This is a genomic window from Bradyrhizobium sp. OAE829 (genome assembly GCF_040546575.1).
In the GTDB taxonomy this organism is placed as follows: Bacteria; Pseudomonadota; Alphaproteobacteria; order Rhizobiales; family Xanthobacteraceae; genus Bradyrhizobium.
Genome location: NZ_JBEPOE010000001.1, coordinates 4383128 through 4407298 on the forward strand (window position 1 = coordinate 4383128; position 24171 = coordinate 4407298).

Below are 24171 nucleotides of genomic sequence, written 5' to 3' on the forward strand. Positions count from 1 at the left end.
ACATTTCCTTTGGTTCCGCCATCGAAACGGGTCTCACGGCCGGCTTGGAAACCATCCGGTTAAGACACGCGGTTAAAAATGCGTGGGTGAGACGGCAAACCCCTATTTCTGATAGGTTTGCGTTGGCATTGAGGACCCCCTGATGGGGGCGAGTGGGCGGGAGAAATTGATGTCGATGAGGATTGCGGTGGCGCTGGCCGCCACCATCGGGATGGGCGTTTTGATGTCGTCGGCGGCAGAAGCGCGGCCGGAGATAGTCGGCGTCCGCGGCGACTACACGCCGGGCACGATCGTCGTGAAGACCAGCGAGCGCCGCCTCTATCTCATTCTCGATCAGGGCCGCGCCGTGCGCTATCCGGTCGGCGTCGGCCGCGCCGGCAAGCAGTGGGAAGGCACCACCCGCATCGATGGCAAGTATCAGAACCCGGCCTGGTCGCCGCCCGCCGAGGTGAAGCGCGACAAGCCCAACATGCCCAACGTCATTCCCGGCGGCTCGCCGAGCAACCCGATGGGCGTCGCGGCAATGACGCTGGCCGGCGGCGAATACGCCATCCACGGCACCAATGCGCCGGGTTCGGTCGGCGGCTTTGTCTCCTATGGCTGTATCCGCATGCTCAACGCTGACATCACCGATCTGTACCAGCGCGTCTCGGTCGGCACGCAGGTGACGGTGACGCGCTGATCGCGACCTTTGTCATTCCGGGGCACGCGTAAGCGTGAACCCGGAATCTCGAGATTCCGGGTTCGATACTCCGTGTCGCCCCGGAATGACAAACTACCAAGCGCCGCGCCCTTGCGCGGCTTTTTCTTTTCTTACTTGCCCGCGTTCGCGCACCAGCCGTTGCGATGACCGCCGCTGTACCTGCGCCCATGACCACCGGCCAGCAACGCTGCCGAGACACTGGTGGTCTTCCTCGTCGCCACGTCGGCCAACACCCGGCCGCCATACTTGTCCGGTCCGATATTCGAGATCGTGACCGCGCCTTCGCGGAGCAGGCCGCGCAGCGCGTCACCAGCGGCTTCCGCCATCTGCAATTCCTGCGGACAGGCCGCCTTCAATTCCGGCGTGTCGATGCCGCGCAGGCGGACCCGCGTGTTCAGCGCAAGGCCATCAGGCAAATGCACCCGCGCCTCGAACGTGTCGCCATCGACGATGCGGATCACGTCGACGGCGTGCCGCACATCGGGACGGCCGGCGCTCTTCCAGATCGTCTCGGCATCGCGTACCGCCTGACTGTCGGCCCAGGAATCGCCTGTACGCGGAAACGGCCAATGCACCCAATGCCGCAGCGGTAGCATTGTCCCCGCGGCGACGGCGATCACGAAGACCCAGGGCCAAGCCGCCGAGAACCGGCGCCGCCAGCCACTTCGATGCGGGGACCGATAAGTATTTATTCTTTTATATGGGTACATATTCCCAATATGGTGGGCTGAGTCGGCTATTCCGGCAAGGACCAAATCGCCTCAAAAGTCCGAAGCGATGCCTTTGCGCTCCCAGTCGCCGTAACGGGTGGGTTCGGGCCCCTTCGGACCCTGCAATTCCTTCTGTGCCGCCGGAGCGGTGGTGGCTTCGGCAGCTTTCCGGCGCGCTTCGGCCTCGGCGAGTGCACGCTGGGCGGCCGGCGTCAGCAACTTGCCGGGGGCGGCGCCGGGAAGAACTGCAGACGGTGATCGGGCATCGTCGGTCATGGCAAAATTTCCGGCAAAACTTTCCTGCGGCCGATCTCGTAGCACAGCGGCGAACGCATCGCCGGCATCACAATCAAGAAATCGCCGGTGCGATTCTTACATTTGGCATATTCGCATGCCAAAGCAGTTTTTCATTTCCAAGTTCTTCACTTCGATGGCATGCGCCGAAACCCTGTTCAGCACCTTCCGAGATATTCCTTCTCCATGCCCCCTTCAAGATTCGCAGTTCCTGCCGAAGTTCCCGGTCTCGCGGCGCGGCGTATAGCGGCCGACATTCTCGACGGCGTGCTGCACAAGCACCGCACCCTCGACGAGCAGCTCGACGGCGCCGGCGCCCACCCCGGATTGAAATCGCTCGCCGATCGCGACCGCGCGCTGATGCGGCGGCTGGTCGCAACGATATTGCGGCGGCTCGGCACGCTCGGTCATTTGTTGTCGCGCCTGCTCAATCGCGGCGTTCCGACCGACGCGCCGCGCGCGCAAAGCGCGCTGTTGATCGGTGCTGCGCAGATTCTCTGGATGGACGTGCCCGATCACGCCGCTGTCGACCTTTCGGTGCGGCTGGTGCAATCGGACCGACGCGCCGCGAAATATGCCGGGCTCGTCAATGCCGTGCTGCGGCGTTGTGCGCGCGAAGGCCAGCCGCTGATCGACGAAGTCAAGGCGCAGACGCTGGACATTCCGCCGTGGCTGCTGGCGCGCTGGATCGCAGCCTATGGCGAGACCACCGCGCGCGAAATGGCCATTGCGATCGGCCATGAACCGTCGCTCGACATCACCGTGAAGTCGGACGCGCCACAATGGGCGACCCGTCTGCACGGCGAAACGCTGCCGACCGGGACGGTGCGCACCCTGTTGCAAGGTTCCGTGACGATGCTGCCCGGTTTCACCGAGGGGCAATGGTGGGTACAGGACGCCGCCGCCGCACTGCCGGCGCGGCTGTTCGGCGACCTCAACGGCAAGAGCATCGTTGATCTCTGCGCCGCGCCCGGTGGCAAGACCGCCCAGCTCGCACAAGGCGGCGCACGCGTCACCGCGGTCGATCGTTCGGCGCCGCGGATGACGCGGCTGCGCGACAATCTTTCGCGGCTGTCGCTGCAGGCCAATGACGTGGTGGCCGATGGCGCCGAATGGCCGGGCGGCGACGGCACGTTCGACGGCGTGCTGGTCGACGCGCCCTGTACCTCGACTGGCACCATCCGGCGCCATCCTGATGTGGCGTGGCTGCGCCAGGAAACCGACATCGCCGCACTGAGCGCGTTGCAGCTCCGCTTGCTGAAAAAGGCAGTCGCCCTGCTCAAGCCGGGCGGGACGCTGGTCTATTGCACCTGTTCGCTGGAACCGGAGGAAGGCGAGCAGGCGGTCGCGGCGCTGCTCGCGACCGAATCAGGCGTGCGCCGCGCGCCGGTCGACGCCGGCGAAGTCGCAGGCCTTGCCGAGATCGTCACGGCCGACGGCGATTTGCGCACCCTGCCCTGCCATCTGCCCCACGACGACCCGCGGCTTGGCGGACTGGATGGATTTTACGCCGCGCGGCTGGTTAAATCCTGATTTTGCACCTGTTTTTCGCGACCATCGGGTGATTCGCGCACTTTCAAGATGGTGTTTTGGGCGCGTTTCCGGATTACAAAGGATTCGCCACAAGATCTCCTCCCATCAAGGTCAGGCGTGTCGGTCGCTCAACGCAGACGCATTACGACGCTGGTCGCGAGCCGCTTTACGCGGGGCGTGATCGCGCGCGCCAGCGGCAGTACCGTCGGGCTGTCGCGGCTGTGGCCGGGCCGCGCCGACCGGCTGATCATCGCGCCGCATGATCTGCGCACCGCCGACGCCACCCGCGCCGCCGAAATCTATGCCGGCCGTTTCGTGTTCGCCGGCAAGATCGTGACCTGCCACGGCCGCTCGATCTTCGATCTCGAGCCGCCGTCGGAAGATTGGGAAGTGGCGCTGCTCGGCTTCGGCTGGCTGCGCCATCTGCGCGCGGCCGATACCGCGCTGACCCGCGCCAACGCCCGTTCGCTGGTCGACGACTGGATTTCGAATCCGGGACGCAAGCGGCCGCTCGAGCGCCGCGCTGACGTGCTGGCGCGCCGCGTCATCTCGCTGTTGTCGCAGGCCCCGCTGGTGCTCGGCGATACCGACGGCAAATTCTATCGCAAATATCTGCGCGGGCTGACCCGCGAGATCCGCTATCTGCGCTACACCATGCTCGACATCGCCGACGGCGTGCCGCGGGTGCAGGTGCTGATCGCGCTGTGCTACGCCTCGCTGTGCCTCGCCAACCAGGCAAAACATATCCGCTCCGCGAGCCGGCGGCTGTCCGACGAATTGCAGCGGCAGATTCTCCCCGACGGCGGGCACATCTCGCGCAATCCCGGCGCGCTGGTCGAACTGCTCAGCGACATGCTGCCGCTGCGCCAGACGTTTGCCGCGCGTAACATCGCGCCGCCGCCGGCGCTCTTGAACGCGATCGACCGCATGATGCCGATGCTGCGCTTCTTCCGCCATGGCGACGGCGCCTTTGCGCTGTTCAACGGCATGAGCAACGCGCCGAACGATCTGGTGGCGACGCTGCTGGCCTATGACGACACCCACGGCGTGCCGATGGCGCACATGCCGCATACCGGCTTTCAGCGACTTGATGCCGGCGCCACCACCGTCATCATGGACACCGGCGCGCCGCCGCCGCCGAATATCAGCCAGGACGCGCATGCCGGCTGCCTGGCGTTCGAATTGTCCTCCGGGCCGAGCCGGATCGTCGTCAATTGCGGAATGCCGTCGACCGGCCGCGACAATTGGCGTGCCTTTGCGCGCAGCACCGCGGCGCATTCGACCCTGACCTATCACGAGACGTCGTCGTGCCAGTTCGTCGAGATCTCGGCGATGAAGCGGCTGTTGCAGGGCGCGCCGGTAACCAGCGGCCCGGCCAATGTGGAGAGCTATCGCGAAGCGGTGGAGAACGGCGATCTCTTGACCACATCGCATGACGGCTATCTGCCGCGATTTGGCGTCGTGCACCGCCGCGTGCTGATGATGGCGCCTGACGGCGCGCGGCTCGACGGCGAGGACACGCTGTCGCCGGCGCCGGGCTCGCGCATCAAGGGCAACGGCACCGACTTTGCATTGCGGTTTCATCTGCACCCGTCCGTGAAGGCGAGCCGGCTTTCCGACGCCCGCGGCGTCATGCTGGTGCTGCCCAACCGCGACGTCTGGACCTTCGAGGCGCTCGACGACAAGGTCGACCTCGAGGACAGCGTGTTCCTGGCCGGCAATGACGGCCCCCGCCGCACCGCCCAGATCGTGATCCGACAAGATTCACGGCAGGCCACCTCGATCCGCTGGAATTTTGTGCGTTCCTCGACCTCGGCCGCGGCCACCAACGCAAGGCGCAACGCCCGGCGCGAGCCGGAATTGCCGTTGTAGAAACGACCGATCCTGCCGTTGTGAAACGCGCCGAAAACTGCTAACCGAGCCCTGCTCGCGCGACTGGCGACCTTGGATGGAGTACCATCGGGAAGCGCGGGACTAGCTGCCGCGCGCCTGGGCACCCCCTTTAACCGAGGATCTTGCCCATGACTGACCATCCCCGCCGCGTCACCCGCGCTCTGTTGTCCGTTTCCGACAAAACCGGCCTGATTGAATTCGCCCGCGCGCTTGCAGGCCACGGCGTCGATCTCGTCTCCACCGGCGGCACCGCGAAGGCGATCGCGGCGGCCGGGCTGAAGGTCAGCGACGTATCCGACCTCACCGGTTTCCCCGAAATGATGGACGGCCGGGTCAAGACCCTGCATCCGAAGGTACATGGCGGCCTGCTCGCGATCCGCGACAACAAGGAACACACGGATGCGATGAAGGCGCACGGCATCGCGCCGATCGATCTGCTGGTGGTCAACCTCTATCCGTTCGAGGCGACCGTTGACAAAGGCGCCGGATACGAAGACTGCATCGAGAACATCGACATCGGCGGACCCGCGATGATCCGCGCTGCGGCGAAGAACCATGACGACGTCGCCGTCGTCGTCGAAGCCAGCGACTATCAATCCGTGCTCGACGAGCTCGCCGCCAATAACGGCGCGACGTCGCTGAAACTGCGTCGCCGTCTCGCCGCAAAGGCCTACGCCCGCACCGCCGCCTATGACGCTGCGATCTCGAACTGGTTCGCGCTTCAGCTGAAAGACGACGCACCGGATTTCCGCGCCTTCGGCGGCAAGCTGATCCAGTCGCTGCGCTACGGCGAGAATCCGCACCAGACCGCGGCGTTCTATGCCACGCCCGACAAGCGGCCGGGCGTTTCGACCTTGCGCCAGCTCCAGGGCAAGGAACTGTCGTACAACAACATCAACGATACCGATGCGGCCTATGAATGCGTCGCCGAGTTCGACCCGGCTCGCACCGCCGCCTGCGTCATCGTCAAGCATGCCAACCCCTGCGGCGTTGCCGAGGGTAGCGATCTGCTCGGCGCTTACAAAAGGGCGCTGGCCTGCGATTCGACGTCGGCCTTCGGCGGCATCGTCGCAGTCAACCGCACGCTCGACGCCGACGCTGCGCGCGCCATCACTGAAATCTTCACCGAGGTCATTATCGCGCCGGACGCGACCGAGGAAGCCATCGCTGTCGTCGCCGCAAAGAAGAATCTGCGGCTGTTGCTGGTCGGCGGCCTGCCCGATCCGCGCAAGCCGGGCCTCACCGCCAAGACGGTGTCCGGCGGTCTGTTGGTGCAAAGCCGCGACAACGCCGTGATCGAGGACATGGTGCTGAAGGTCGCGACCAGGCGCGCGCCCACGGACGCCGAACTGCGCGATCTAAAATTCGCCTTCCGTGTCGCCAAGCACGTCAAGTCCAACACCATTATTTACGCCAGGGATCTCGCCACCGTTGGCATCGGCGCGGGACAAATGAGCCGGGTCGATTCCGCGCGCATCGCCGCGCGCAAGGCGCTGGACGCCGCGGCTGAGCTGAAGCTCGCTGAACCGCTGACCAAGGGTTCGGTGGTCGCGTCAGACGCGTTCTTCCCGTTTGCCGACGGCATGCTGGCCTGCATCGAGGCCGGCGCCACCGCGGTCATCCAGCCCGGCGGCTCCATGCGCGACGATGAAGTGATCAAGGCCGCCGACGACCACGGCATCGCCATGGTGTTCACCGGCGTGCGGCATTTCAGGCATTAGTTACTGTCGTCCCGGCGAACGCCGGGACCCATACGCCGCGGCCTCTCGATTGCGAGCGGTCGGAGTTGATATCTTTCCAAATTACCGAAGCCGGTGGCTATGGGTCCCGGCTCAAGGCCGGGACGACGTGGTGAGAGAGCGCGGCAACCTCACCTCTCCCGCACCCGCCACAACAGCGCCAGCCCGACGACAAAAAACACCACCAGCAGCGCCATCCCCGCTTTCTGGCTCGCAGTCACCGCCGTGACAACGCCGATCAGCAGCGGTCCGACGAACGAGGTGACCTTTCCGGTCAGCGCGAACAGCCCGAAACATTGCGCGATGCGATCTTGCGGCGCGAGCCGAATGAGCAACGTGCGCGACGCCGCCTGCAGTGGACCGCCGGCGCCGCCGATCAGGCATCCGAGGATGAGATAGGCGCGCTCCGCAGCGCCGGCGAATAATGGTCCGCCGGGCACGGGCGGCGCCACCTTCACGAACAGGATCGAATCCTTGTCCACCAGCAGGATGGCGGCGAGCGCCAGCAGCAGCACCAGCAAGCTGATCGCGATGACGCGCTTCGGCCCCACGCGATCATCGAGCTTGCCGCCGAGCCAGGCCCCGAACACGCCCGCGATCGCAGCGACAATGCCGAAAGTGCCGATCTGGATCGTGTGCCAGCCGAACGTGCCCGCCGCATAGATACCGCCGAAGGCAAACAGCGACACCAGCCCGTCGGTATAGATCATGTTGGCGAGCAGGAACGTCGCCAGCGATTTCTGCTTCGGCAATTCGCGCAGCGTCTGCTTCAGCTCGCTCAAACCTTCGCGCAACGCCGCGCGCACCGGCAGCTTTGCCGGATAATCCGGCGTCAGCAAAAACATCGGCAGCGTGAACAGCATGAACCACAGCGCCGTCAGCGGTCCGGTGATGCGGTCGCCCGCATGCGTCACCGGGTCGAGGCCGAACAGTGGAATGAAGCCGAACAGCGTGCGTCCGGTCTGCGGATTGGCGGCGAGAAAACCGAGCACCAGGATCAGGCTGAGGATGCCGCCGACATAGCCGGTGGCCCAGCCGGTGCCGGACAGCCGTCCGATCTTGTCCGGCGGCACCAGCGTGGGCATCATCGCGTTGTTGAACACGGTGGCGAATTCGACGCCGACGCTCGCGATCGCATAGCACAGCAGCAGTGTCGGGATGATGCTGGGATCGCCGGGCTTTCCGAACCACATCAGGCTCGAGCCGATCACCAGCAACAAGCCGAATGCCGCGATCCATGGCTTGCGGCGGCCGCTGGCATCGGCAATCGCGCCCAGGATCGGCGACATCAGCGCAATCATCAGCCCCGCGGCCGCGGTGGCAAATCCCCACAGCGCCTGCCCGGTCGCCGGATCCGGCGCGACGAAGCCTGCGAAATACGGCGCGAACACGAAGGTGGTGATCAGCGTGAAATAGGGCTGGGCTGCCCAATCGAAGAAGATCCAGCTGACGACGGCGGCGCGGGGCGGATATTTTCCTGGGATATCAGCGCCAGATGCCTGCGGAGAAATCACCGTCATGCCCAGGAATTTCCTTCATCGATCACGACAAGGCGTTTTGCCCGTCGAATTCGAACCCATATAGCATGCGATTATCATGCGTGTGCTATTGCCAGGCATCACACCGGCTCCAACTGCGGCGGATTTTGGATGATTTTCTGCACGAATAAGTGGCGTAGCGCGCTGGTGACCATCACGCTCGTCGTTGCGTCAAGCACAACGGCGTATGCGCAGGACCAACGCCGCCTCTATACACCGCCGGACCTTGCCACGGTTCGCGCCGTATCCGCCCAACAGGGCATGGTGGTGGCGCAGGAAAAACTCGCGGCCCGTATCGGCGCCGACATTTTGCGGCAGGGTGGCAACGCGGTCGACGCCGCGGTCGCGACCGGCTTTGCGCTGGCCGTGACCTATCCACGCGCCGGAAATATCGGCGGCGGCGGCTTCATGGTTATACATTCCGCCGAGCGCAACGAAGACGTCGCGATCGATTATCGCGAGACCGCGCCATCAGCCGCCACGCGCGACATGTATCTCGGCGCCGACGGCAAACCCGACACCGATAAATCGCGCAATTCGGCGCTCGGCATCGGCGTGCCCGGCACCGTGGCGGGCCTGGCGCTGGCGCTGGAGAAATACGGCTCCGGCAAATTCACCCTCGCACAGATCATCCAGCCATCGATCGAACTGGCCCGCGACGGTTTTATCGTCGCCGACGACATGGCCGACACGCTCTCCGACATGTATCGCCGGATGGCGCGCTGGCCGAATTCCGCCAAGTCTTTCTCCCGTGCCGATGGTGAGCAGCTGCGTGACGGCGACCGGCTGATCCAGCCTGATCTGGCGGCCACGCTGACCGCGATCGCCGAACAGGGCCCGCGCGGCTTCTATGAAGGACCGGTCGCCGAAAAACTGGCGAAGGCCGTCAGCAATGCCGGCGGCATCATGACGCCGGACGATCTGAAATCGTATCAGGCGCTACTCCGCGCGCCGGTGCGCGGCAATTACCGCGGCTACGACATCGTCTCGATGCCGCTGCCGTCGTCCGGCGGCACGGTGCTGCTGGAAACGCTGAACATCCTCGAAGGCTTTCCGATGTCCGACATGAAGCAGGGCTCGGCCCCTTCGCTGCATATCATGATCGAGGCGATGAAGCGCGCCTATGCCGACCGTGCCCGCTATCTAGGTGACCCCGATTTCGTCAATGCGCCGATGCAAGTCCTGCTCGCCAAGGATTACGCGGCGAGGCAACGCGCTAGCATCGACCCGGAACGCGCAACGCCATCGGCCGATGTCTTGAAAATTACCCCGCAACGCGAGGGCAGCAACACCACGCATTATTCGGTCGTCGACTCCAGTGGCAACGCGGTCAGCAACACCTACACGCTGAACTTCCCCTATGGCGTCGGCCTGGTCGCCGACGGCACCGGTGTGCTGCTCAACAACGAACTCGACGATTTCACCGCCGCCCCCGGCGCCTCCAACGCCTTCGGGCTGGTGGGGTTTGAGGCCAATCTGCCCGGCCCCGGCAAGCGGCCGCTGTCCTCGATGTCGCCGACCATCGTGCTGAAGGACGGCAAACCGGTGCTGGTGACGGGAACGCCCGGCGGCAGCCGGATCATTTCAGCGGTGCTGCAGGTCGTCGTGAACACGCTGGATTACAAGATGGATGTTGCGGCCGCCGTGGCGGCGCCGCGCGTGCACCATCAATGGATGCCCGACGAAGTGCGGGCGGAACGCGGCTTTCCACAAGAGACGCTCGACGCGCTGAAGGCCCGAGGGCATCAGGTGATCGTGCCACTTGGCCAGACCTCGGCCAATTCCATCGCCGTGACGCCTACCGGCCTGCTGGGCGCACCCGATCCGCGCACCCGCGGCGCGGAAGCGGCGGGGCAGTGACGTAAAGCCACAACCGCCCGTTTGCCTGATAATGCGGACGGCGTAGGATTGATGTGCTGAAGTGTCGCCGCGAACAACGGTATGTTCCCCCCTTGCGGGGGAGGGAGCCCATCTAGCCGCGCGTCCCCGACTATGGTCCACAATGGAGTCGTCCCATGACATCCCTCAAAGGCAAGACGCTGTTCGTATCCGGTGGCAGCCGGGGCATCGGGCTGGCGATTGCGCTGCGCGCCGCGCGTGACGGCGCCAATGTTGCGATCGCGGCCAAGACCGCGGAGCCGCACCCAAAGCTCAAGGGCACCATCTACACCGCCGCCGACGAGGTGCGCGCCGCCGGCGGCAAGGCGCTGCCGGTGCTGTGCGATATCAGAGACGAAGCGCAGGTGATCGCGGCGATTGAAAAGACCGTCGCCGAGTTCGGCGGCATCGACATCTGCGTCAACAATGCCAGCGCCATCAGCCTGACCAATTCGCAGATGACCGACATGAAGCGGTTCGACCTGATGATGGGCATCAATACGCGAGGCACCTTCCTGGTGTCGAAATATTGCATTCCGCATCTGAAGAAGGCCGCCAACCCTCACATCCTGATGTTGTCGCCGCCGCTCGACATGAAGACAAAATGGTTCGAGCATTCCACCGCCTATACGATGGCGAAGTTCGGCATGAGCATGTGCGTGCTCGGGCTGTCAGGTGAATTGAAATCCGCAGGCGTCGCCGTCAACGCGCTGTGGCCGCGCACCACGATCGCGACCGCCGCGGTCGGCAATCTCCTCGGCGGCGACGCCATGATGCGCGCCAGCCGAACGCCTGAAATCATGGGCGATGCCGCTTACGTCATCTTCACCAAGCCGTCCCGCGAGTTCACCGGCCAGTTCTGTATCGACGACAAGGTGCTCTATGCCAGCGGCGTGCGCGACTTCGAGCCTTACCGCGTCGACAAGTCGGTACCTTTGATGCCGGACTTCTTCGTTCCCGATGACGACGTCCCGCCGCCCGGCGTCACCGTGCAGGCGCTTCCCTCGGTCGCCGCAGCGAAGTCGTAGCGCTGGAAACGGGCCGCGGAGAGTCGTGTGGGCTGGCGAAGTTGGACCGCTGTCGCGTTGCTGCTGACCGTGTCGGCGGGGGCCTGCATCATCTACCGTCCCGATCGCGCGATCCGTGTCGCCACGGCCGTGGTCGCGCACAATGTCTGTGCCAAGACCTTCGTCTCCGGGCTCGATCCGCAAACCGTGTTTTCGGAAACCATCGAGCGTCCCCGACTGCGCCGCCTGCGCACGGCGCTGCGATTCCACGTTGATCAAACGGCGATGAGTGTCGATGCGTCGGCGGCGTGGATGTTTGGCAGCCGCGCTGTCTATCATGAAGGGTTCGGCTGTGTGCTGCGGCACGGAACGAAGGAGCCGTATATCCTCAGGAGCGACATCGATGCGTTGAAGGTACCGAAATCGCCGCCGCTGCTGGGCGAGATTGCCGGCCCCGATGTCGTGGCGCCGTCCAGTCCCGCATTGAAGGCCGCGCTCGATCACGTCTTCGAGGAGCCGGCCGAGCCGCCGTTCCGGCGCACCAAGGCTGTCGTCGTGGTGCATGACGGCAAGGTGATCGCCGAGCGCTACGCCAGCGGCATCGGTGTCAACACACCGCTGCCCGGCTTTTCCATGACCAAGTCGGTGACCAATGCCTTGATTGGCGTGCTGACCCAGCAAGGCCTCGTCACGCCCTCGATGCCCGCGCCGATACCGGAATGGCGCGGCGATCTCAGGCGCGAGATCGAGGTCGAGCATTTGCTGCGCATGACCACCGGGCTGGCGCTCGACGAAACCAGCAGCTTCAGCGAGATGGTCTATCTGCGGGACGACATGGCCGGCTTCGCGGTCAAGGCTGCGCTTGTCGCCACGCCGGGCACGCGCTGGGCCTATTCCAGCCCGACGACGCAGCTATTGGCACGGATTATTCGCGATGCCGCCGGAGGACCGGAGCAGAGCCTGGCGTTTGCGTGGCGCGAATTGTTCAATCCACTCGGCATGCGCAACGTTACGCTGGAATTCGACGCCACGGGCACGCTGCAGGGATCGACCTACATGTTCGCGAGCGCGCGGGACTGGGCGCGGTTCGGACTGCTGTTTGTCAATGACGGCGTTGTCGGCGGCAAACGCCTGCTGCACGAGGACTGGGTGGATTTCTCGGCCGCCGCCACGCTCGACACCGACTACGGCGCCGGGTTCTGGACCAATCGCAGCGAGCATGAAAGCGCCAAGAGCCGCGTGCGGGCAGGCATCCCCCGCGACGCGTTCTTTGCGGCCGGCGATCTCGGCCAGCGCATCATGATCATGCCGTCACAGCGTCTCGTCGTCGTGCGTCTCGGCGACAATTTCGATCCGACCGGCGATATCGGAGGGCTCGCGCGATTGGTGAAGGAAGTGATCGCGGCGGTGGGGCCTTGAATCTTCCCCCTCTCCCGCGCTTGCGGGGGAGGGCCGGGGTGGGGGTGCCTCCGCGATTCAGACTGTTCGTGTGGAGAGAGCCCCCACCCGCCGCGCTTCGCGCGTCGACCTAAGAGCGAGCTTCGCTCGTCTCGACCCCGCAAGCGCGGGAGAGGTTAGCGTCCCACCACATACGGCCCGCCCTTTTCCAGCGCGCGCGCATAGGCCGGGCGGGCATGGATGCGTTCGAGGAACGCCATCGCCTTGGGATGTCCGATCTCCAGCCCGCCGCGCGCCGCGGCGGCTTCCAGCGGAAAGCTCATCTGGATGTCGGCGCCGGAGAATTCGTTGCCGGCGAACCATTCGCTTTTCGCCAGTTCGCCTTCCCAATAATCCATGTGCTGCTTGAGCTGCGGATTGACCAGTGTCGTCAGCGCCGTATTGCAGACCTTGCGCACCAGTGGTCGTAGCAGCGCCGGCGCGCGCTTCGGCATCAGCGTGAACAACAGTTTCAGCAGCAGCGGCGACATCGCGGAGCCTTCCGCATAGTGCAGCCAATAGGTGTAGCGCAGCCGCTCCGGCGTGTTCGCTGGAGGAATAAGCTTGCCGTTACCATAAGTGCCTATGATGTATTCGGCGATCGCGCCTGACTCCGCGATGGTGTTGCCGTTGTCGGTAATCACGGGCGACTTGCCGAGCGGGTGAATGGCGCGCAGCTCTTTCGGCGCGCGCATGTCGCCCTGCCGCTGATAGCGCACGATCTCGTAGGGCACGGCGAGCTCTTCGAGCAGCCACAGCACGCGCTGTGAGCGGGAGTTGTTGAGATGGTGCACCGTCAGCATGGCTGTCCCTCCGGGAATTTCGGTTGTTCCCCTATCAGGCCTTGCCCGGTTTTGCGACTTGCTGCCCCTAGACAAACGGGCGGCGGTACCAAGGAACCACAAATTATCCGGGTAATATTGACAGACTAAATATACCCGGGTATAAATATGCCATGTGGCTGTTTCGGAAACGCAAAATGACCCAAAGCTTTACCGCCTTCGAGGGCGAGCGGCGCTTCATTACCGGCTCTCTTGCCCAGGTGGCCCTCGCCATCAAGCGTGCCGGCCGGCCGGCTAGCTCGGTCCACATCTTCAGTGACAGCAGCGGCCGACCGCTCGATCTGGACCTGCGCGGCAGCGAGGACGAAATCGTTGCGAGGCTTCCGCGCACCGAACCCGCGGCCCCTGCTCCCGAGTCCGGGCCGACGGAGCCGCGCGGCCGCGGCCGGCCCAAACTCGGCGTGGTGGCACGCGAGGTGACGCTGTTGCCGCGGCACTGGGAATGGCTGAACACCCAACCCGGCGGCGCGTCGGTCGCCTTGCGCAAGCTGGTGGATGAAGCCCGCCGCATCAGCGGCGATCGTGACCGCCTGCGCGCGGCGCGCGATGCGGCCTACCACTTCATGTCTGCGATGGCCGGCAACCTCGTCAATTTCGAGGAAGCTTCGCGCGCCCTGTTCGCCGACGACCGGCGACGCTTTGCCGGACTGATCGCGGATTGGCCGGTGGATGTGCGCGACCACATCGTCAAGCTCGCCTACAGCGACCAGGCCGTGCAGGGAACATGACTTCTCGAAAACGATAGAGCGGGCTGACGGCGTCAGCCCGCTCTATCTGTTGATCTCGCAGCATCGACCGGCTAGGCTCATTTGGATGATAGTAATCATATAAGAAGCCGTCGGGAGGATGCCGTGAGCCCCAATCCGCAGTTCCTGTTCGATTTCGGCAGCCCCAACGCCTTCCTCAGCCACGAGGCGATCCCGGCGATCGAAAAGCGGACCGGCGCGAAATTCGAGTATGTCCCGGTGCTGCTCGGCGGCATCTTCAAAGCCACCAACAACAAGTCGCCAGCCGAGACGCTCGCCGGCGTCAAGAACAAGCGCGAGTTCCACGCGATCGAGACCGAACGCTTCGTCAAGCGTTTTGGCGTCAAGCCCTACACCTGGAATCCGTTCTTTCCCGTCAACACGCTCAATCTGATGCGCGCCGCCGTCGCGGCGCAGATGGAAGGCGTGTTTGAAAAGTATGTCGAGGCCGCGTTCCACCACATGTGGGTCGAGCCGAAGAAGATGGACGATCCGGAAGTCGCCATAAAGGCGCTGGCATCATCCGGGCTCGATGCGGCGAAACTCCTCGTCCGTTCGCAGGACGCCGATGTGAAGGCAAAGCTGATCGAGAACACGCAGGCCGCGGTCGAGCGCGGTGCATTCGGTTCGCCGACGTTCTTTGTCGGCAAGGAGATGTTCTTCGGCAAGGAACAGTTGCGCGAAGTCGAGGAGATGGTTTCGGGGAAGTAGGTCCCTACCCCTCATGGTGAGGAGCCGCGCACTTCGCGCGGCGTCTCGAACCATGCAGGCCGGCTTTTGGCTCCATCCTTCGAGACGCGGCGAAGGCGCCGCTCCTCAGGATGAGGACTGTGGAGAACGACCAATGCAAAAACGCAACGCAACCGTCGCTGTCATCGGCGCCGGCGACTACATCGGCGGCGAGATCGCCAAGAAATTCGCCTCCGAAGGTTTTACCGTATTCGCCGGCCGGCGCGACGGCGCCAAGCTGGAGCCGCTGAAGAAGGAGATCGAGGCGTCAGGCGGGTCGATCGTGGCGCGCTCGCTCGATGCGCGCAAGGAAGACGAGGTCGCTGCCTTCCTCAACGACGCCGACGCGCACGCGCCGCTGGAGGTCTGCATTTTCAATGTCGGCGCCAACGTCAATTTCCCGATTTTGGAGACCACCGACCGCGTGTTTCGAAAGGTCTGGGAAATGGCCTGCTGGGCCGGCTTCCTGGCGGGCCGGGAATCGGCGCGGCTGATGCTGCCGCGCGGCCAGGGCAATATCTTCTTCACCGGCGCCACCGCGAGCCTGCGCGGCGGCAGCGGTTTTGCGGCCTTTGCCAGCGCCAAATTCGGCCTGCGTGCGGTAGCGCAATCGATGGCGCGCGAGCTCGGCCCCAAAAACATCCATGTTGCGCATCTGATCATCGATTCCGGCGTCGATACCGCCTGGGTGCGCGAGCGCCGTGAAGCGCTCTGGGGCAAGGAAGCCCTCGACAATCCGGATTTGCTGATGCCGCCGGCCTCGGTCGCGGCGTCCTATTGGCAGCTCTACCAGCAGCCGCGCAGCGCCTGGACGTTCGAGCTGGAGATTCGTCCGTTCGGGGAGAAGTGGTAGCGACTTCACCTCACCAATTCGTCATGGCCGGGCTTGACCCGGCCATCCACGTCTTGCTTGCTGTTGCGGTGTTAAGACGTGGATGCCCGGCACACCTGGCGCGAAGACGCGCTTCGCGCTACTGGCCGGGCATGACGAGGACCGTGATATCTCCGGCTCTCTAGATGAAGTAAGCAAGAACAAACGGAGCTAAGCAATGCGCATTCTCGTGGTCGGCGCCGGCGCCATCGGCGGATATTTCGGCGGCAGGCTGCTTCAGGCCGGGCGCGACGTGACGTTCCTGGTGCGGCCGAAGCGGGCCTCTGAACTCGCCTCCGCCGGCCTCGTCATCAAGAGCCCTGCCGGCGACGTCACGCTGAAGAATCCGCCGACGGTGCAGGCCGACAAGCTCAGCGAAGAATTCGACGTGGTACTGCTGAGCTGCAAGGCGTTCGACCTCGAGGACGCCATAAAATCCTTTGCGCCGGCGGTTGGCCCAAACACCTCGATCATCCCGCTGCTCAACGGCATGCTGCACTTGAACGTGCTCGACGAAAAATTTGGCGCGGAGCGTGTGCTGGGCGGCCTCTGCGCGATTGCCGCGACGCTCAACGAGGCGCGCGAGGTGGTGCAGCTGGCGCCGATGCAGTCGCTCAATTTCGGCGAACGCGACGGCAAGATGTCGGACCGCGTCCGTGCGATCTCCGACATCTTCACCAGCGGCAACATTGGCGCGGTTGCCAGCGAGCACATCATGCAGGACATGTGGGAGAAGTGGGTGTTCCTCGCCTCGCTCGCGGCCTCGACCTGCCTGATGCGCACATCCGTCGGCAACATCCTGGCGGTGACGGGCGGCAGGGATTTCCTGCTCGGCATGCTCGATGAGACCAGCGCGGTTGCGTCAGCGGAAGGCTTTGCGCCGGGCGGGCCGTTCTTCCAGCGCACGCGGGGTTTGCTGACCGCGGAAGGCTCGCCCATGACCGCGTCGATGTTCCGCGACGTCAAGGCGGGCTTCCCGGTCGAGGCCGATCACGTGATCGGCGATCTCGTCGCCCGCGCCGACGCCGCGAAAATTCCGGTGCCAAAACTGCGCATCGCCTACACGCACCTCAAGGCGTATGAGAAGCAGCGGGGGTGAACTTCACGCACGGTGTCGTCCCTGCGAACGCAGGGACCCATAACCACCGATGTCAATTGTTGGATCAGACCTACGCGCTCTGCCTAAAGTAGAGAGGCCGCGGAGTATGGGTCCCTGCGTTCGCAGGGACGACAGCAATTACAAATGCGCCAGATAATGCGCCAGCGCCTCGATCTCTTCCTCGCTCAGGGAATAGGCGACACTCGCCATCGCGGCCATGCCGCCGCCGGACCGCACCCCTGACTTGTAGTCGTGCAGCGCCTTTGAGAGATAATCCTGACGCTGCCCGGCGACGCGGGCGACCGCTTTGGTGCCGGCGTAGTCCGGCAGGTGGCAAGCCGCGCAACGCCCGCCCACGGCCGCCTGCGCGCCCTTCTTCGACAGATCCGGCTTGTCGTCGGCCGGCGGCTTCGGCGGCGGCAGCTGCGCGAAATAGGCGCCGAGATTGCGGATGTCCTCGTTGTTGAGCTGCTCGACGATCGGCTGCATCTGCTCGTTCTTGCGGGCACCGGCGCGGTAGAACACCAACTGCCATTGGATGAACATGTCCGGCTGCGCCGCGAGCGAGGGAATGTTCTCCATCTGCGAAATACCGTTCTCGCCGTGACAGCCGATGCACAATTCGGCCTTCGCCTTGCCGGCGGCGATATCGGCGGCATGGGTGGGGCCGCAGATCATCATGGCTGCAAGCAGGCTTCCGGCTAACGCATTCCGCATTTCAAATCCTCCGCTGTCATTGCCGGGCATAGCCGTCTGAAGGACGGCGTCGCTTCCGCTTGCCTACGACCCGGCAATCCATCGGCCTTCAAGAGAATCTTGTTTGATGGATGCCCGGATCAAGTCCGGGCATGACGAGCATGTTCCATTCCAAAACGCGAAGCTGCGGTCACTCGTTCCCGAGCAACCGCAGCCCCTGATCGTTAAAGCCCTACTTCTTGGCGTAGCTGATGCGATAGATCGCACCGGCCCAGTCGTCGGACACCAGGATCGAGCCGTCCTTGTCGATGATGATGTCGTTGGGACGGCCAAGATAGCCCTGGTCGCCTTCGAGCCAGCCGGAAGCAAAGATTTCCTGCTTGGCGTTCTTGCCGTCGGGACCGACGATCACGCGCTTGATCCGGGCGCCCTGGTACTTTTTCCGGTTCCAGGAGCCGTGTTCGGCGATCAGGATGTTGTTCTTGTACTCGGCGGGGAATTGGCTGCCGGTGTAGAACTTCATGCCGAGCGGTGCCACATGCGCGCCGAGATTGAGCACCGGCGGCGTGAACTCCGAGCACTTGTGACCCATCGCGAATTTCGGATCCGGCATGTTGCCCTGGTGGCAATAGGGATAGCCGAAATGCTCGCCGATCTTCGAGATCATGTTGAGCTTGTCGCTCGGCATGTCGTCGCTGATCCAGTCGCGGGCGTTTTCCGTGAACCAGTAGCGGCCGGTGCGCGGATCGACGTCGCCGCCGACGCTGTTGCGGACGCCGAGCGCCCAGATTTCGGCGTTGCCGGTCTTGGGATCGACGCGGCGGATCTGCGAGAGGCTGGTGGGCGGGATGCCGATGTTGAAGGGAGGTCCGAACGGCAGGTAGAACCAGCCCTCCTTGTCGACCGCGATGTATTTCCAGCCATGCGCGACGTAGGACGGCATGTCGTCATACACCACCTTGCCGGCGCCGAGATTGTCGAGATTGGCTTCGGCGTTTTCGTACTTGATAAGCTTGTTGATCGCGACGACGTAGAGCGCGCCATCGACGAAAGCGAGGCCGGTCGGCATGGTGAGGCCCTTGAGGACAGTCTTGACCTCTCTCTTGCCGCCATTGTCCTTGATCGCGTAGACGTTGCCGAGACTGAAGGAGCCGACAAACAGCGTGCCCTTGTCGCCCCGGGCCATCTGCCGCGCCTCCAGAACGTTGGAGGCGTAGACCTCGATCTTGAAGCCCGCCGGCAACTTGATCTTCGGGATCAGCTTGGCGAGTTCGGCCTCCGATGCGCCGGTCGGCGGGCCGGACGGCGGCGCCTGCCCCCTCTGCGCCTCGGTCTCGTCGCCGAGGAACCAGTCGGGCGGCGGGTTGGTCCAGAATTCCTTGGTGCCGGATTCATATTTCTTCAGCGCCTTCTGCTGCGCGTTGGCCTGGCTGGCCCCCGCCACGACGACGATCGCCGTGAGCGCAAGAATAGATCGATGGAAAGCCGATTTCATCGCGTCACTCCCTATGCAGCCTTGGGGGCTGCGCCTGTTATTATTTTGAACGTTCGAGAGGCGAACTTGGTCAGGTGAGGTGGAATAGACCGTAAAATGGTAGCACATCCATTGCAGGAGAAAAGCGTGGGCTGCGCTACCCTGTCAGACGAAATTAGATTGAGTGCAAAATTTTCTTCGTCGGGTTTTGTTTTCGGACTTTTTGCGAAGTGCGCGCTGCACCGCAATATTTATTGCAAGCGAACGTGACGCCCGGATCGAACGATGCGCGCCCGATGGGCGGACTTCCACAAAAGCCGCAGGTCGTGCGTGTGTTGGTTCTCGGTGGGACAGCTCTGCCGTGGCCCAGCTGCTCGTTGGGCGCGGGCATCAATTGTTCGATCTGGCGCGTCCGCGACGAGACTCGGTCAATTTAGCGTGACTCGGATTGCCGGCGACGTCGGATCGCCGAAATCGCGATCCACCTCGCGCGACCGTCCCGTTACCTTCTTCGCGTTACCGACAGCACGGCGGTGCCGCGGTTGTTGCGGTAGAGCAAATCGTAAAGACCGGGAATGCCGATCACGGCGTCGTTGACGAAGACGAACAGTTCTTCCTTGCCGTTGGGCGCAATCGTCGGCGTGATATTGAACTGGATGATGTCGTCATAGGGATCGGGCTCGTAGGAGTCTTCTTCGCCGCCGACATCGCCAAAACGCAGCACGATGCGGAACCAGTCCTTGGATAATTCCCGCCGCATCGGCAGCAATAGCGAGAGATAGACACGCTCGTACCATTGCGGCCGCTCTTTGCTGGAGAAGCCCCCGACCGGCGTGCCGATGCGGGCGAGGCCATTGAACCATTGCTTGTCTTCGCCGCTTTTGCCGCCGGGTTGAATGGTCACATAATAGCGGCCGCGATGCTGCAGCAGGATGCCCGTCGCCTTGCACAAATCCGACGTCTTGAATTCGACGCGCGCGGTCTGGTTGACGGCCAGCACCGCGGGTTTCGGATCGGAATCGCGATGCACACAGGTATATCCGGCCATGTCCCAGCCGTCGTAAGCAAGGTGACTGACAAGCGCAAATCCGAGATAGACGAACACCGCCGCGAAGAAGCCCGGAGCAATCTTTTGCTTCAAAGTGTCCTGGATGCGGATGTAAAGCGGGCTGCTGCGCAGATCATAGATCCAGTTGTCGGGGAGCCCTTGCGGCGCTTCCGGCGACTTGCGCCAGATCGAGGCCATCAGGTTCGACGTTCGGGCCGCGATCTTCGAGGACAGAACCAGCAGGCCTGTGACCAGGACAGCGATCAAGGCGAACCAGCCCGGCGCGCGCGCGTAACCGTCGATCCAGGTCGTCGCGAAGTCCGGCAGGAATCCGCCGACGAACCGTACGAGGTGGGACACCCAGCGGATCGGACTGGTATATTCATCGTAGCGTTGCGCGCTGCTGAGGAGCGGAAAGACGAGCAGCCACAGCGTCGCGCCGACGGTGGCGAAATAGGTGATGCGGCGTAGCCAGACCCAGTTCCAGACATGCTCCTGCGCCAGCGCGCGTTGCGCCGCGGCGGCGCTCGTCTCAAAGGGTTGCGTGGCGGGCGCGATGCTGAACTTGTCGGGCGCGACGACCTCGCCGTCATCCTTGACGACGTCGTAATATGGCGGCAGGCCGACCGGCGCGTAGCCATGCGCGTTGTTCTCGATGCGCCTGAAGACGCTTTCGTGAATCTTGGCGCTGACGACGTCGACCTCGTCTTCTTCCAGCTTCTTCGGATAGAAGGCCGGCACCAGCTTGCGCGGCCCGTAGCGATAATATCCGCCAAGGCCCTTGCGCGGATCGTACAGCCGTCCGTCCTTGTCTCGCTTCGAGATCGCGTTTTTGAACGTATCGGGATCTGATATCATGTGATCGGGGCTCGGCGGCTGGCCCGCATAATCCGACTTGAATTTGAGCCCGCATCGCTGCGCCTCGGTGATCATCCAGACGAAGGGGATGTGGGCCAGCGCATCGTCGGGGTAGCCGCCGCCGACATTGGTATGCACGCCGGCGAACCAGACCTGGCTGATACGCTCGTCCTTGATGAAGCGCTTTGCTGTGGGATCGGCCAGCGCCGCTCCGCCATTGGTGCCGGCGGTCTCGTCCCAGAGCTGCGGGTGGAAGGTGGTGCGTTCCTCGTCGAGCGCCAGCGCCTGGCAGGCGCGCGCGACGCTCGCGGGCAGATGTTTGCCCGGCAGTTCAAGCCGCCAGAGATATTTATGAATGCCGCGGGTCATTTCGTCGACCGGCATGCCGTAGGCGGCAACCGTGTCCCAAACGCCGATGAACCTGACCTTGACGTTCCTGCGAACCTCCTTGGGCGGGTAGTGCGGGCCGAACTTGTTGCGGAACCACTGGTAGGGCGCTTCCAGCTTCAGGTCATGATAGCGATCCCGGCGATAGGCGCGGTAGGCCGCACTCGCGAGACTATGCAGTTCGGCTTCGTTATCGGCTTTGACCAGCCCCTGGCTGTCGATCAGCCCCATCACGATCCGGATCGTGAAGGCACCGCGGCTGAAGCCGAAGCCGAACAGTTCGTCGTCCTTGTCGCGATAGTTCCGGCAGGCAAACTTGTAGAGCGCGATGACGTTGCGGCGCAGGCCGAGACCGAACGCACCGCCGAGGATCGCCATCGGCTTGAACGACGAGGTGCCGACGCCGTCGTCATAGAACGCGACCTGGTCGTTGCCGGAAAGATCCAGCGCCTCGAACGTGCGCCAGACATTGGTGCGCCAGACTTTTGCCGCAGAATTACCGGTGCCGTCGGACAGCAGGATGATTTTTCGGCTCATGGGACATGCCTCGCCCGCGGCATGAAATGAACATGCAACCTAGGGTACTAGAGGTTGCCACGTTCTCTTCGAATAGAGAAGCATACCGCGGGCAGGGCGCCGCCCGTCAATAGGGCGGCTCGTCATAGACGGGCTTGCCGTCAATCAGCAGCCGCTTGATCGCGGCCTGGCCGGAAGGCGTCACGGCCGCGACCACCTCCAGCCGCGCCTTTTCGGTCGTCTCGATCTTCTTGCCCTCGCCCTGCGGCACGAAATAGCTTTCGAGCCCGTATTTCACGAGCGCGGCGTCGCTTCCAGTCTTGCAATCCCTGATTCCGTTCTCGTTGAACGGACAGACCGACGGCGCGGTCACCTTACCTGCAATGACGATATCGGTTCCGGATACGGCCGGCCGTTCGGAAGAGATGGCGACCGCCCTTACCTTGCCGTTCTCGTTCGGCCGCAGGGTCACGAATACTTTTTGTCCCCGTGTGAAGGTAGTCGTTGTGTTCTTCGGCAGGTCAACCGCCGAGATTCGATAATCGAGAACGACATAATCGCCGCGAAACAGGTCGCGCGGGTCGACGGGCACGATCTCGAGCCGGACTTCCTGGCCGTTTCGCAATATTTCCGCGCGTTGATAGACCATCGCGAGGATCAGTCCGCAGAGCAGCAGCGCGGCGAGGATGTAGCGCGGAAGCAACGGCACGCGCCCGATCAAGCTGTCGACGGTACTCATCAGGCCGCACTCCCTGAGGGTTGCTCATTGGCACGTCTTGACCAGCTTGCGAGTTTGCGCGCCCCCAAGGCGAGGCCCATCAGCACCACGCCGGCGGCGAGGAAGAACAGGGACTGGTCGAGCAATGTGCCGACCGTGCGCCAGAGCAGGATCAATATCGAAACGCCGAACACCGCGTAGCCGACCATGACAAATGTCCTGAGGCCGACCAGCAGGCCGCCTGCGATCAAGGCCACCGCACTGACGAGCACGGCGATGGGGATCAGCACCCGGCTCGGAATTGCGGGGCCGCCCGCCAGCATCAGCGGAATCGTCAAGCCAATGGCGCAGGCCGCGATGATCACAAGCCGCCCCTTGTCCCTGCCCCGTGCCAGTACCGCGAGGGCCGCGATCGCGAGCGCCGCGGCGGCATAGGCAAGGCCGACATGCGCATCGATGGCGTGCGCGAAGCGTTCTGATTTTTCCAGAACGAGTTCGATTTCAAAGCAGAGAAACACGCCGAAGGCCCAACCGCCCCATGGCAAGAGCGCCCGGAACTCGGCGGGCCAGTCCCGGTCCAGCGCCAGCAGCCCTATCGCGATGTAGGCTACCGCGAACACAATGCCGCCGTGGATCAGGCGATCCGCCGGCGCCCACATCAGTGCGGCCAGCCAGACGCCCAGCGCCAGTGCTGCAGCATGCGCCACCAGGCGATTTTCGCGGCCCAGCGCCAACGCAAATGCCGGAACGAACAGCAGGAAAAACGGCCAATGGATTTCGCGCCATTGCGCGTCGTCGAACCTTCCGAGCGTCCAGGCCGCCATCGCCGCAAAGGCAATCACCAGCGGGCCGCTCTTACCCGTCAGCGCGGCCGCGATCACAGCACCGATCGCCACCAGCATAGCGCCAGCCGGCCAATCGCCCGGCAGATGATACATCTGGCCGACCAGCGCCACGCCCGCGCCAAAGCACAGCGTGGCGAATGTCACGGCGGCATCGGAGCCCCATGGAATCCCGCGCCGGCCGAGTAGAAGGGCGATCGGAAAACAGGCCGCAATCAGCGAGAGGATGCCGACCAGCCTGACCAGGCGTGGAATCTCCTGCCAGTTCGCGGCAACAAAGGCGCTGACGCTGGCGGCCAGCATCAAGGCGCCAAGCATCGCGAAGATGGCGGGCAGGCGCGAGGTCGCCTCTTCGCCAAACCGCGCCTTGCGGATGGAATGCGCCGCGTCGCCCGAAATCACGCCGTCTGCGACCCATTTGACCAGGTCCGCCTCAAGGCGCTGCCGATATCCCCGTTCAAACAATTGCCAGCTCCGCTCGTGTCACGATCCTCGCGGCGTGGCACAAGACGACGCTGCAATGCTTGGTATCAGAAGATGGCATGCAGGTTCGGTGGAAAGAACCAGGCCGCGGCGGCAGGTCGCCCGCCGCCACAAACGACAAAGCCGCCTG

Annotated in this window: 20 protein-coding genes and 1 riboswitch; of the genes, 11 read left to right on the plus strand and 9 right to left on the minus strand. The window is 63.9% G+C overall.

From position 1 onward, the window contains the following. Positions 1-169: 169 nt before the first annotated feature. Positions 170-682 (plus strand): L,D-transpeptidase, encoded by a 513-nt coding sequence (locus ABIE49_RS21185; RefSeq protein WP_192739432.1) that lies wholly within the window; start codon positions 170-172, stop codon positions 680-682. 131 nt (positions 683-813) lie between these two features. On the opposite strand, the gene ABIE49_RS21190 is transcribed toward ABIE49_RS21185, so the two are convergent. Together ABIE49_RS21190 and ABIE49_RS21195 are read right to left on the minus strand one after the other, a co-directional pair. Next, on the minus strand, positions 814-1413 hold the full coding sequence (locus ABIE49_RS21190; RefSeq protein ID WP_192739433.1) for a thermonuclease family protein: 600 nt from the start codon (positions 1411-1413) through the stop codon (positions 814-816). A 51-nt stretch (positions 1414-1464) separates the two neighbouring features. Further along, the gene (locus ABIE49_RS21195) at positions 1465-1689 is read right to left on the minus strand and encodes a DUF1674 domain-containing protein (RefSeq protein WP_192739434.1); all 225 of its coding nucleotides are present in this window, start codon (positions 1687-1689) and stop codon (positions 1465-1467) included. 204 nt (positions 1690-1893) lie between these two features. On the opposite strand from ABIE49_RS21195, the gene ABIE49_RS21200 reads away from it, so the two are divergent. From ABIE49_RS21200 to purH, 3 genes are all read left to right on the plus strand, one after another. Further along, entirely contained in the window at positions 1894-3240 is a 1347-nt protein-coding gene (locus tag ABIE49_RS21200) for an RsmB/NOP family class I SAM-dependent RNA methyltransferase (protein ID WP_192739435.1), read from the plus strand. Positions 3241-3357: 117 nt separating this feature from the next. Further along, positions 3358-5112 (plus strand): heparinase II/III family protein, encoded by a 1755-nt coding sequence (locus ABIE49_RS21205; RefSeq protein ID WP_354066910.1) that lies wholly within the window; start codon positions 3358-3360, stop codon positions 5110-5112. 49 nt (positions 5113-5161) lie between these two features. After that, positions 5162-5242, plus strand: a riboswitch (ZMP/ZTP riboswitch). A gap of 19 nt (positions 5243-5261) precedes the next feature. Then, positions 5262-6854 carry a bifunctional phosphoribosylaminoimidazolecarboxamide formyltransferase/IMP cyclohydrolase gene (gene purH, locus ABIE49_RS21210; protein WP_192739437.1) on the plus strand — a complete coding sequence of 531 codons (1593 nt, stop codon included), beginning with the start codon at positions 5262-5264 and terminating at the stop codon, positions 6852-6854. A 149-nt stretch (positions 6855-7003) separates the two neighbouring features. Here purH and ABIE49_RS21215 read toward each other — a convergent pair whose 3' ends face one another. Then, positions 7004-8392 carry an MFS transporter gene (locus tag ABIE49_RS21215; protein ID WP_192739438.1) on the minus strand — a complete coding sequence of 463 codons (1389 nt, stop codon included), beginning with the start codon at positions 8390-8392 and terminating at the stop codon, positions 7004-7006. A 129-nt stretch (positions 8393-8521) separates the two neighbouring features. Between ABIE49_RS21215 and ggt the strand changes: the two genes are divergently transcribed. The 3 genes from ggt (at position 8522) to ABIE49_RS21230 (ending at position 12714) form a co-directional block, all read left to right on the plus strand. Beyond that, positions 8522-10270: a gamma-glutamyltransferase gene (ggt, locus tag ABIE49_RS21220; RefSeq protein ID WP_192739439.1), complete on the plus strand. Its 1749-nt coding sequence runs from the start codon at positions 8522-8524 to the stop codon at positions 10268-10270. 155 nt (positions 10271-10425) lie between these two features. Continuing rightward, positions 10426-11316, plus strand: coding sequence for an SDR family oxidoreductase (locus tag ABIE49_RS21225; RefSeq protein WP_192739440.1), 891 nt, complete (start codon positions 10426-10428; stop codon positions 11314-11316). A 27-nt stretch (positions 11317-11343) separates the two neighbouring features. Further along, the gene (locus ABIE49_RS21230; RefSeq protein WP_192739441.1) at positions 11344-12714 is read left to right on the plus strand and encodes a serine hydrolase domain-containing protein; all 1371 of its coding nucleotides are present in this window, start codon (positions 11344-11346) and stop codon (positions 12712-12714) included. Positions 12715-12869: 155 nt separating this feature from the next. Here the strand turns inward: ABIE49_RS21230 and ABIE49_RS21235 are convergent, their stop codons facing one another. After that, positions 12870-13535: a glutathione S-transferase family protein gene (locus ABIE49_RS21235; protein WP_192739442.1), complete on the minus strand. Its 666-nt coding sequence runs from the start codon at positions 13533-13535 to the stop codon at positions 12870-12872. A gap of 176 nt (positions 13536-13711) precedes the next feature. On the opposite strand from ABIE49_RS21235, the gene ABIE49_RS21240 reads away from it, so the two are divergent. The 4 genes from ABIE49_RS21240 to panE all read left to right on the plus strand — a co-directional run bounded on the left by ABIE49_RS21240 (position 13712) and on the right by panE (position 17019). After that, complete coding sequence (locus ABIE49_RS21240; RefSeq protein ID WP_192739443.1) at positions 13712-14302, plus strand: DUF2239 family protein; 591 nt, start codon at positions 13712-13714, stop codon at positions 14300-14302. A 123-nt stretch (positions 14303-14425) separates the two neighbouring features. Next, on the plus strand, positions 14426-15031 hold the full coding sequence (locus ABIE49_RS21245) for a 2-hydroxychromene-2-carboxylate isomerase (protein ID WP_192739444.1): 606 nt from the start codon (positions 14426-14428) through the stop codon (positions 15029-15031). 133 nt (positions 15032-15164) lie between these two features. Further along, positions 15165-15902: an SDR family oxidoreductase gene (locus ABIE49_RS21250; RefSeq protein WP_192739445.1), complete on the plus strand. Its 738-nt coding sequence runs from the start codon at positions 15165-15167 to the stop codon at positions 15900-15902. 196 nt (positions 15903-16098) lie between these two features. Beyond that, positions 16099-17019 (plus strand): 2-dehydropantoate 2-reductase, encoded by a 921-nt coding sequence (gene panE / locus ABIE49_RS21255; RefSeq protein ID WP_192739446.1) that lies wholly within the window; start codon positions 16099-16101, stop codon positions 17017-17019. Between the two features lie 138 nt (positions 17020-17157). Here the strand turns inward: panE and ABIE49_RS21260 are convergent, their stop codons facing one another. The 5 genes from ABIE49_RS21260 to ABIE49_RS21280 all read right to left on the minus strand — a co-directional run bounded on the left by ABIE49_RS21260 (position 17158) and on the right by ABIE49_RS21280 (position 24023). Beyond that, positions 17158-17736, minus strand: a complete 579-nt coding sequence (locus ABIE49_RS21260) for a c-type cytochrome (RefSeq protein ID WP_192739447.1) — start codon at positions 17734-17736, stop codon at positions 17158-17160. 211 nt (positions 17737-17947) lie between these two features. Further along, the gene (locus ABIE49_RS21265) at positions 17948-19210 is read right to left on the minus strand and encodes a PQQ-dependent sugar dehydrogenase (RefSeq protein ID WP_192739448.1); all 1263 of its coding nucleotides are present in this window, start codon (positions 19208-19210) and stop codon (positions 17948-17950) included. Positions 19211-19691: 481 nt separating this feature from the next. Beyond that, positions 19692-22019, minus strand: coding sequence for a T6SS phospholipase effector Tle1-like catalytic domain-containing protein (locus tag ABIE49_RS21270; RefSeq protein ID WP_192739449.1), 2328 nt, complete (start codon positions 22017-22019; stop codon positions 19692-19694). A 106-nt stretch (positions 22020-22125) separates the two neighbouring features. Beyond that, complete coding sequence (locus ABIE49_RS21275; protein WP_192739450.1) at positions 22126-22737, minus strand: GDYXXLXY domain-containing protein; 612 nt, start codon at positions 22735-22737, stop codon at positions 22126-22128. Continuing rightward, positions 22737-24023: a DUF2157 domain-containing protein gene (locus ABIE49_RS21280; RefSeq protein WP_192739451.1), complete on the minus strand. Its 1287-nt coding sequence runs from the start codon at positions 24021-24023 to the stop codon at positions 22737-22739. The genes ABIE49_RS21275 and ABIE49_RS21280 overlap by 1 nt, the downstream gene beginning before the upstream one ends. Between the last annotated feature and the right edge of the window lie 148 nt (positions 24024-24171).

Bases quoted from the DNA above. Each gene is read 5' to 3' on its own strand.
- ABIE49_RS21185 (WP_192739432.1), top strand. From the start codon at position 170: ATGTCGATGAGGATTGCGGTGGCGCTGGCCGCCACCATCGGGATGGGC.
- ABIE49_RS21190 (WP_192739433.1), bottom strand. From the start codon at position 1,413: ATGTACCCATATAAAAGAATAAATACTTATCGGTCCCCGCATCGAAGT.
- ABIE49_RS21195 (WP_192739434.1), bottom strand. From the start codon at position 1,689: ATGACCGACGATGCCCGATCACCGTCTGCAGTTCTTCCCGGCGCCGCC.
- ABIE49_RS21200 (WP_192739435.1), top strand. From the start codon at position 1,894: ATGCCCCCTTCAAGATTCGCAGTTCCTGCCGAAGTTCCCGGTCTCGCG.
- purH (WP_192739437.1), top strand. From the start codon at position 5,262: ATGACTGACCATCCCCGCCGCGTCACCCGCGCTCTGTTGTCCGTTTCC.
- ABIE49_RS21215 (WP_192739438.1), bottom strand. From the start codon at position 8,392: ATGACGGTGATTTCTCCGCAGGCATCTGGCGCTGATATCCCAGGAAAA.
- ggt (WP_192739439.1), top strand. From the start codon at position 8,522: ATGATTTTCTGCACGAATAAGTGGCGTAGCGCGCTGGTGACCATCACG.
- ABIE49_RS21225 (WP_192739440.1), top strand. From the start codon at position 10,426: ATGACATCCCTCAAAGGCAAGACGCTGTTCGTATCCGGTGGCAGCCGG.
- ABIE49_RS21235 (WP_192739442.1), bottom strand. From the start codon at position 13,535: ATGCTGACGGTGCACCATCTCAACAACTCCCGCTCACAGCGCGTGCTG.
- ABIE49_RS21240 (WP_192739443.1), top strand. From the start codon at position 13,712: ATGACCCAAAGCTTTACCGCCTTCGAGGGCGAGCGGCGCTTCATTACC.
- ABIE49_RS21250 (WP_192739445.1), top strand. From the start codon at position 15,165: ATGCAAAAACGCAACGCAACCGTCGCTGTCATCGGCGCCGGCGACTAC.
- panE (WP_192739446.1), top strand. From the start codon at position 16,099: ATGCGCATTCTCGTGGTCGGCGCCGGCGCCATCGGCGGATATTTCGGC.
- ABIE49_RS21260 (WP_192739447.1), bottom strand. From the start codon at position 17,736: ATGCGGAATGCGTTAGCCGGAAGCCTGCTTGCAGCCATGATGATCTGC.
- ABIE49_RS21265 (WP_192739448.1), bottom strand. From the start codon at position 19,210: ATGAAATCGGCTTTCCATCGATCTATTCTTGCGCTCACGGCGATCGTC.
- ABIE49_RS21270 (WP_192739449.1), bottom strand. From the start codon at position 22,019: ATGAGCCGAAAAATCATCCTGCTGTCCGACGGCACCGGTAATTCTGCG.
- ABIE49_RS21275 (WP_192739450.1), bottom strand. From the start codon at position 22,737: ATGAGTACCGTCGACAGCTTGATCGGGCGCGTGCCGTTGCTTCCGCGC.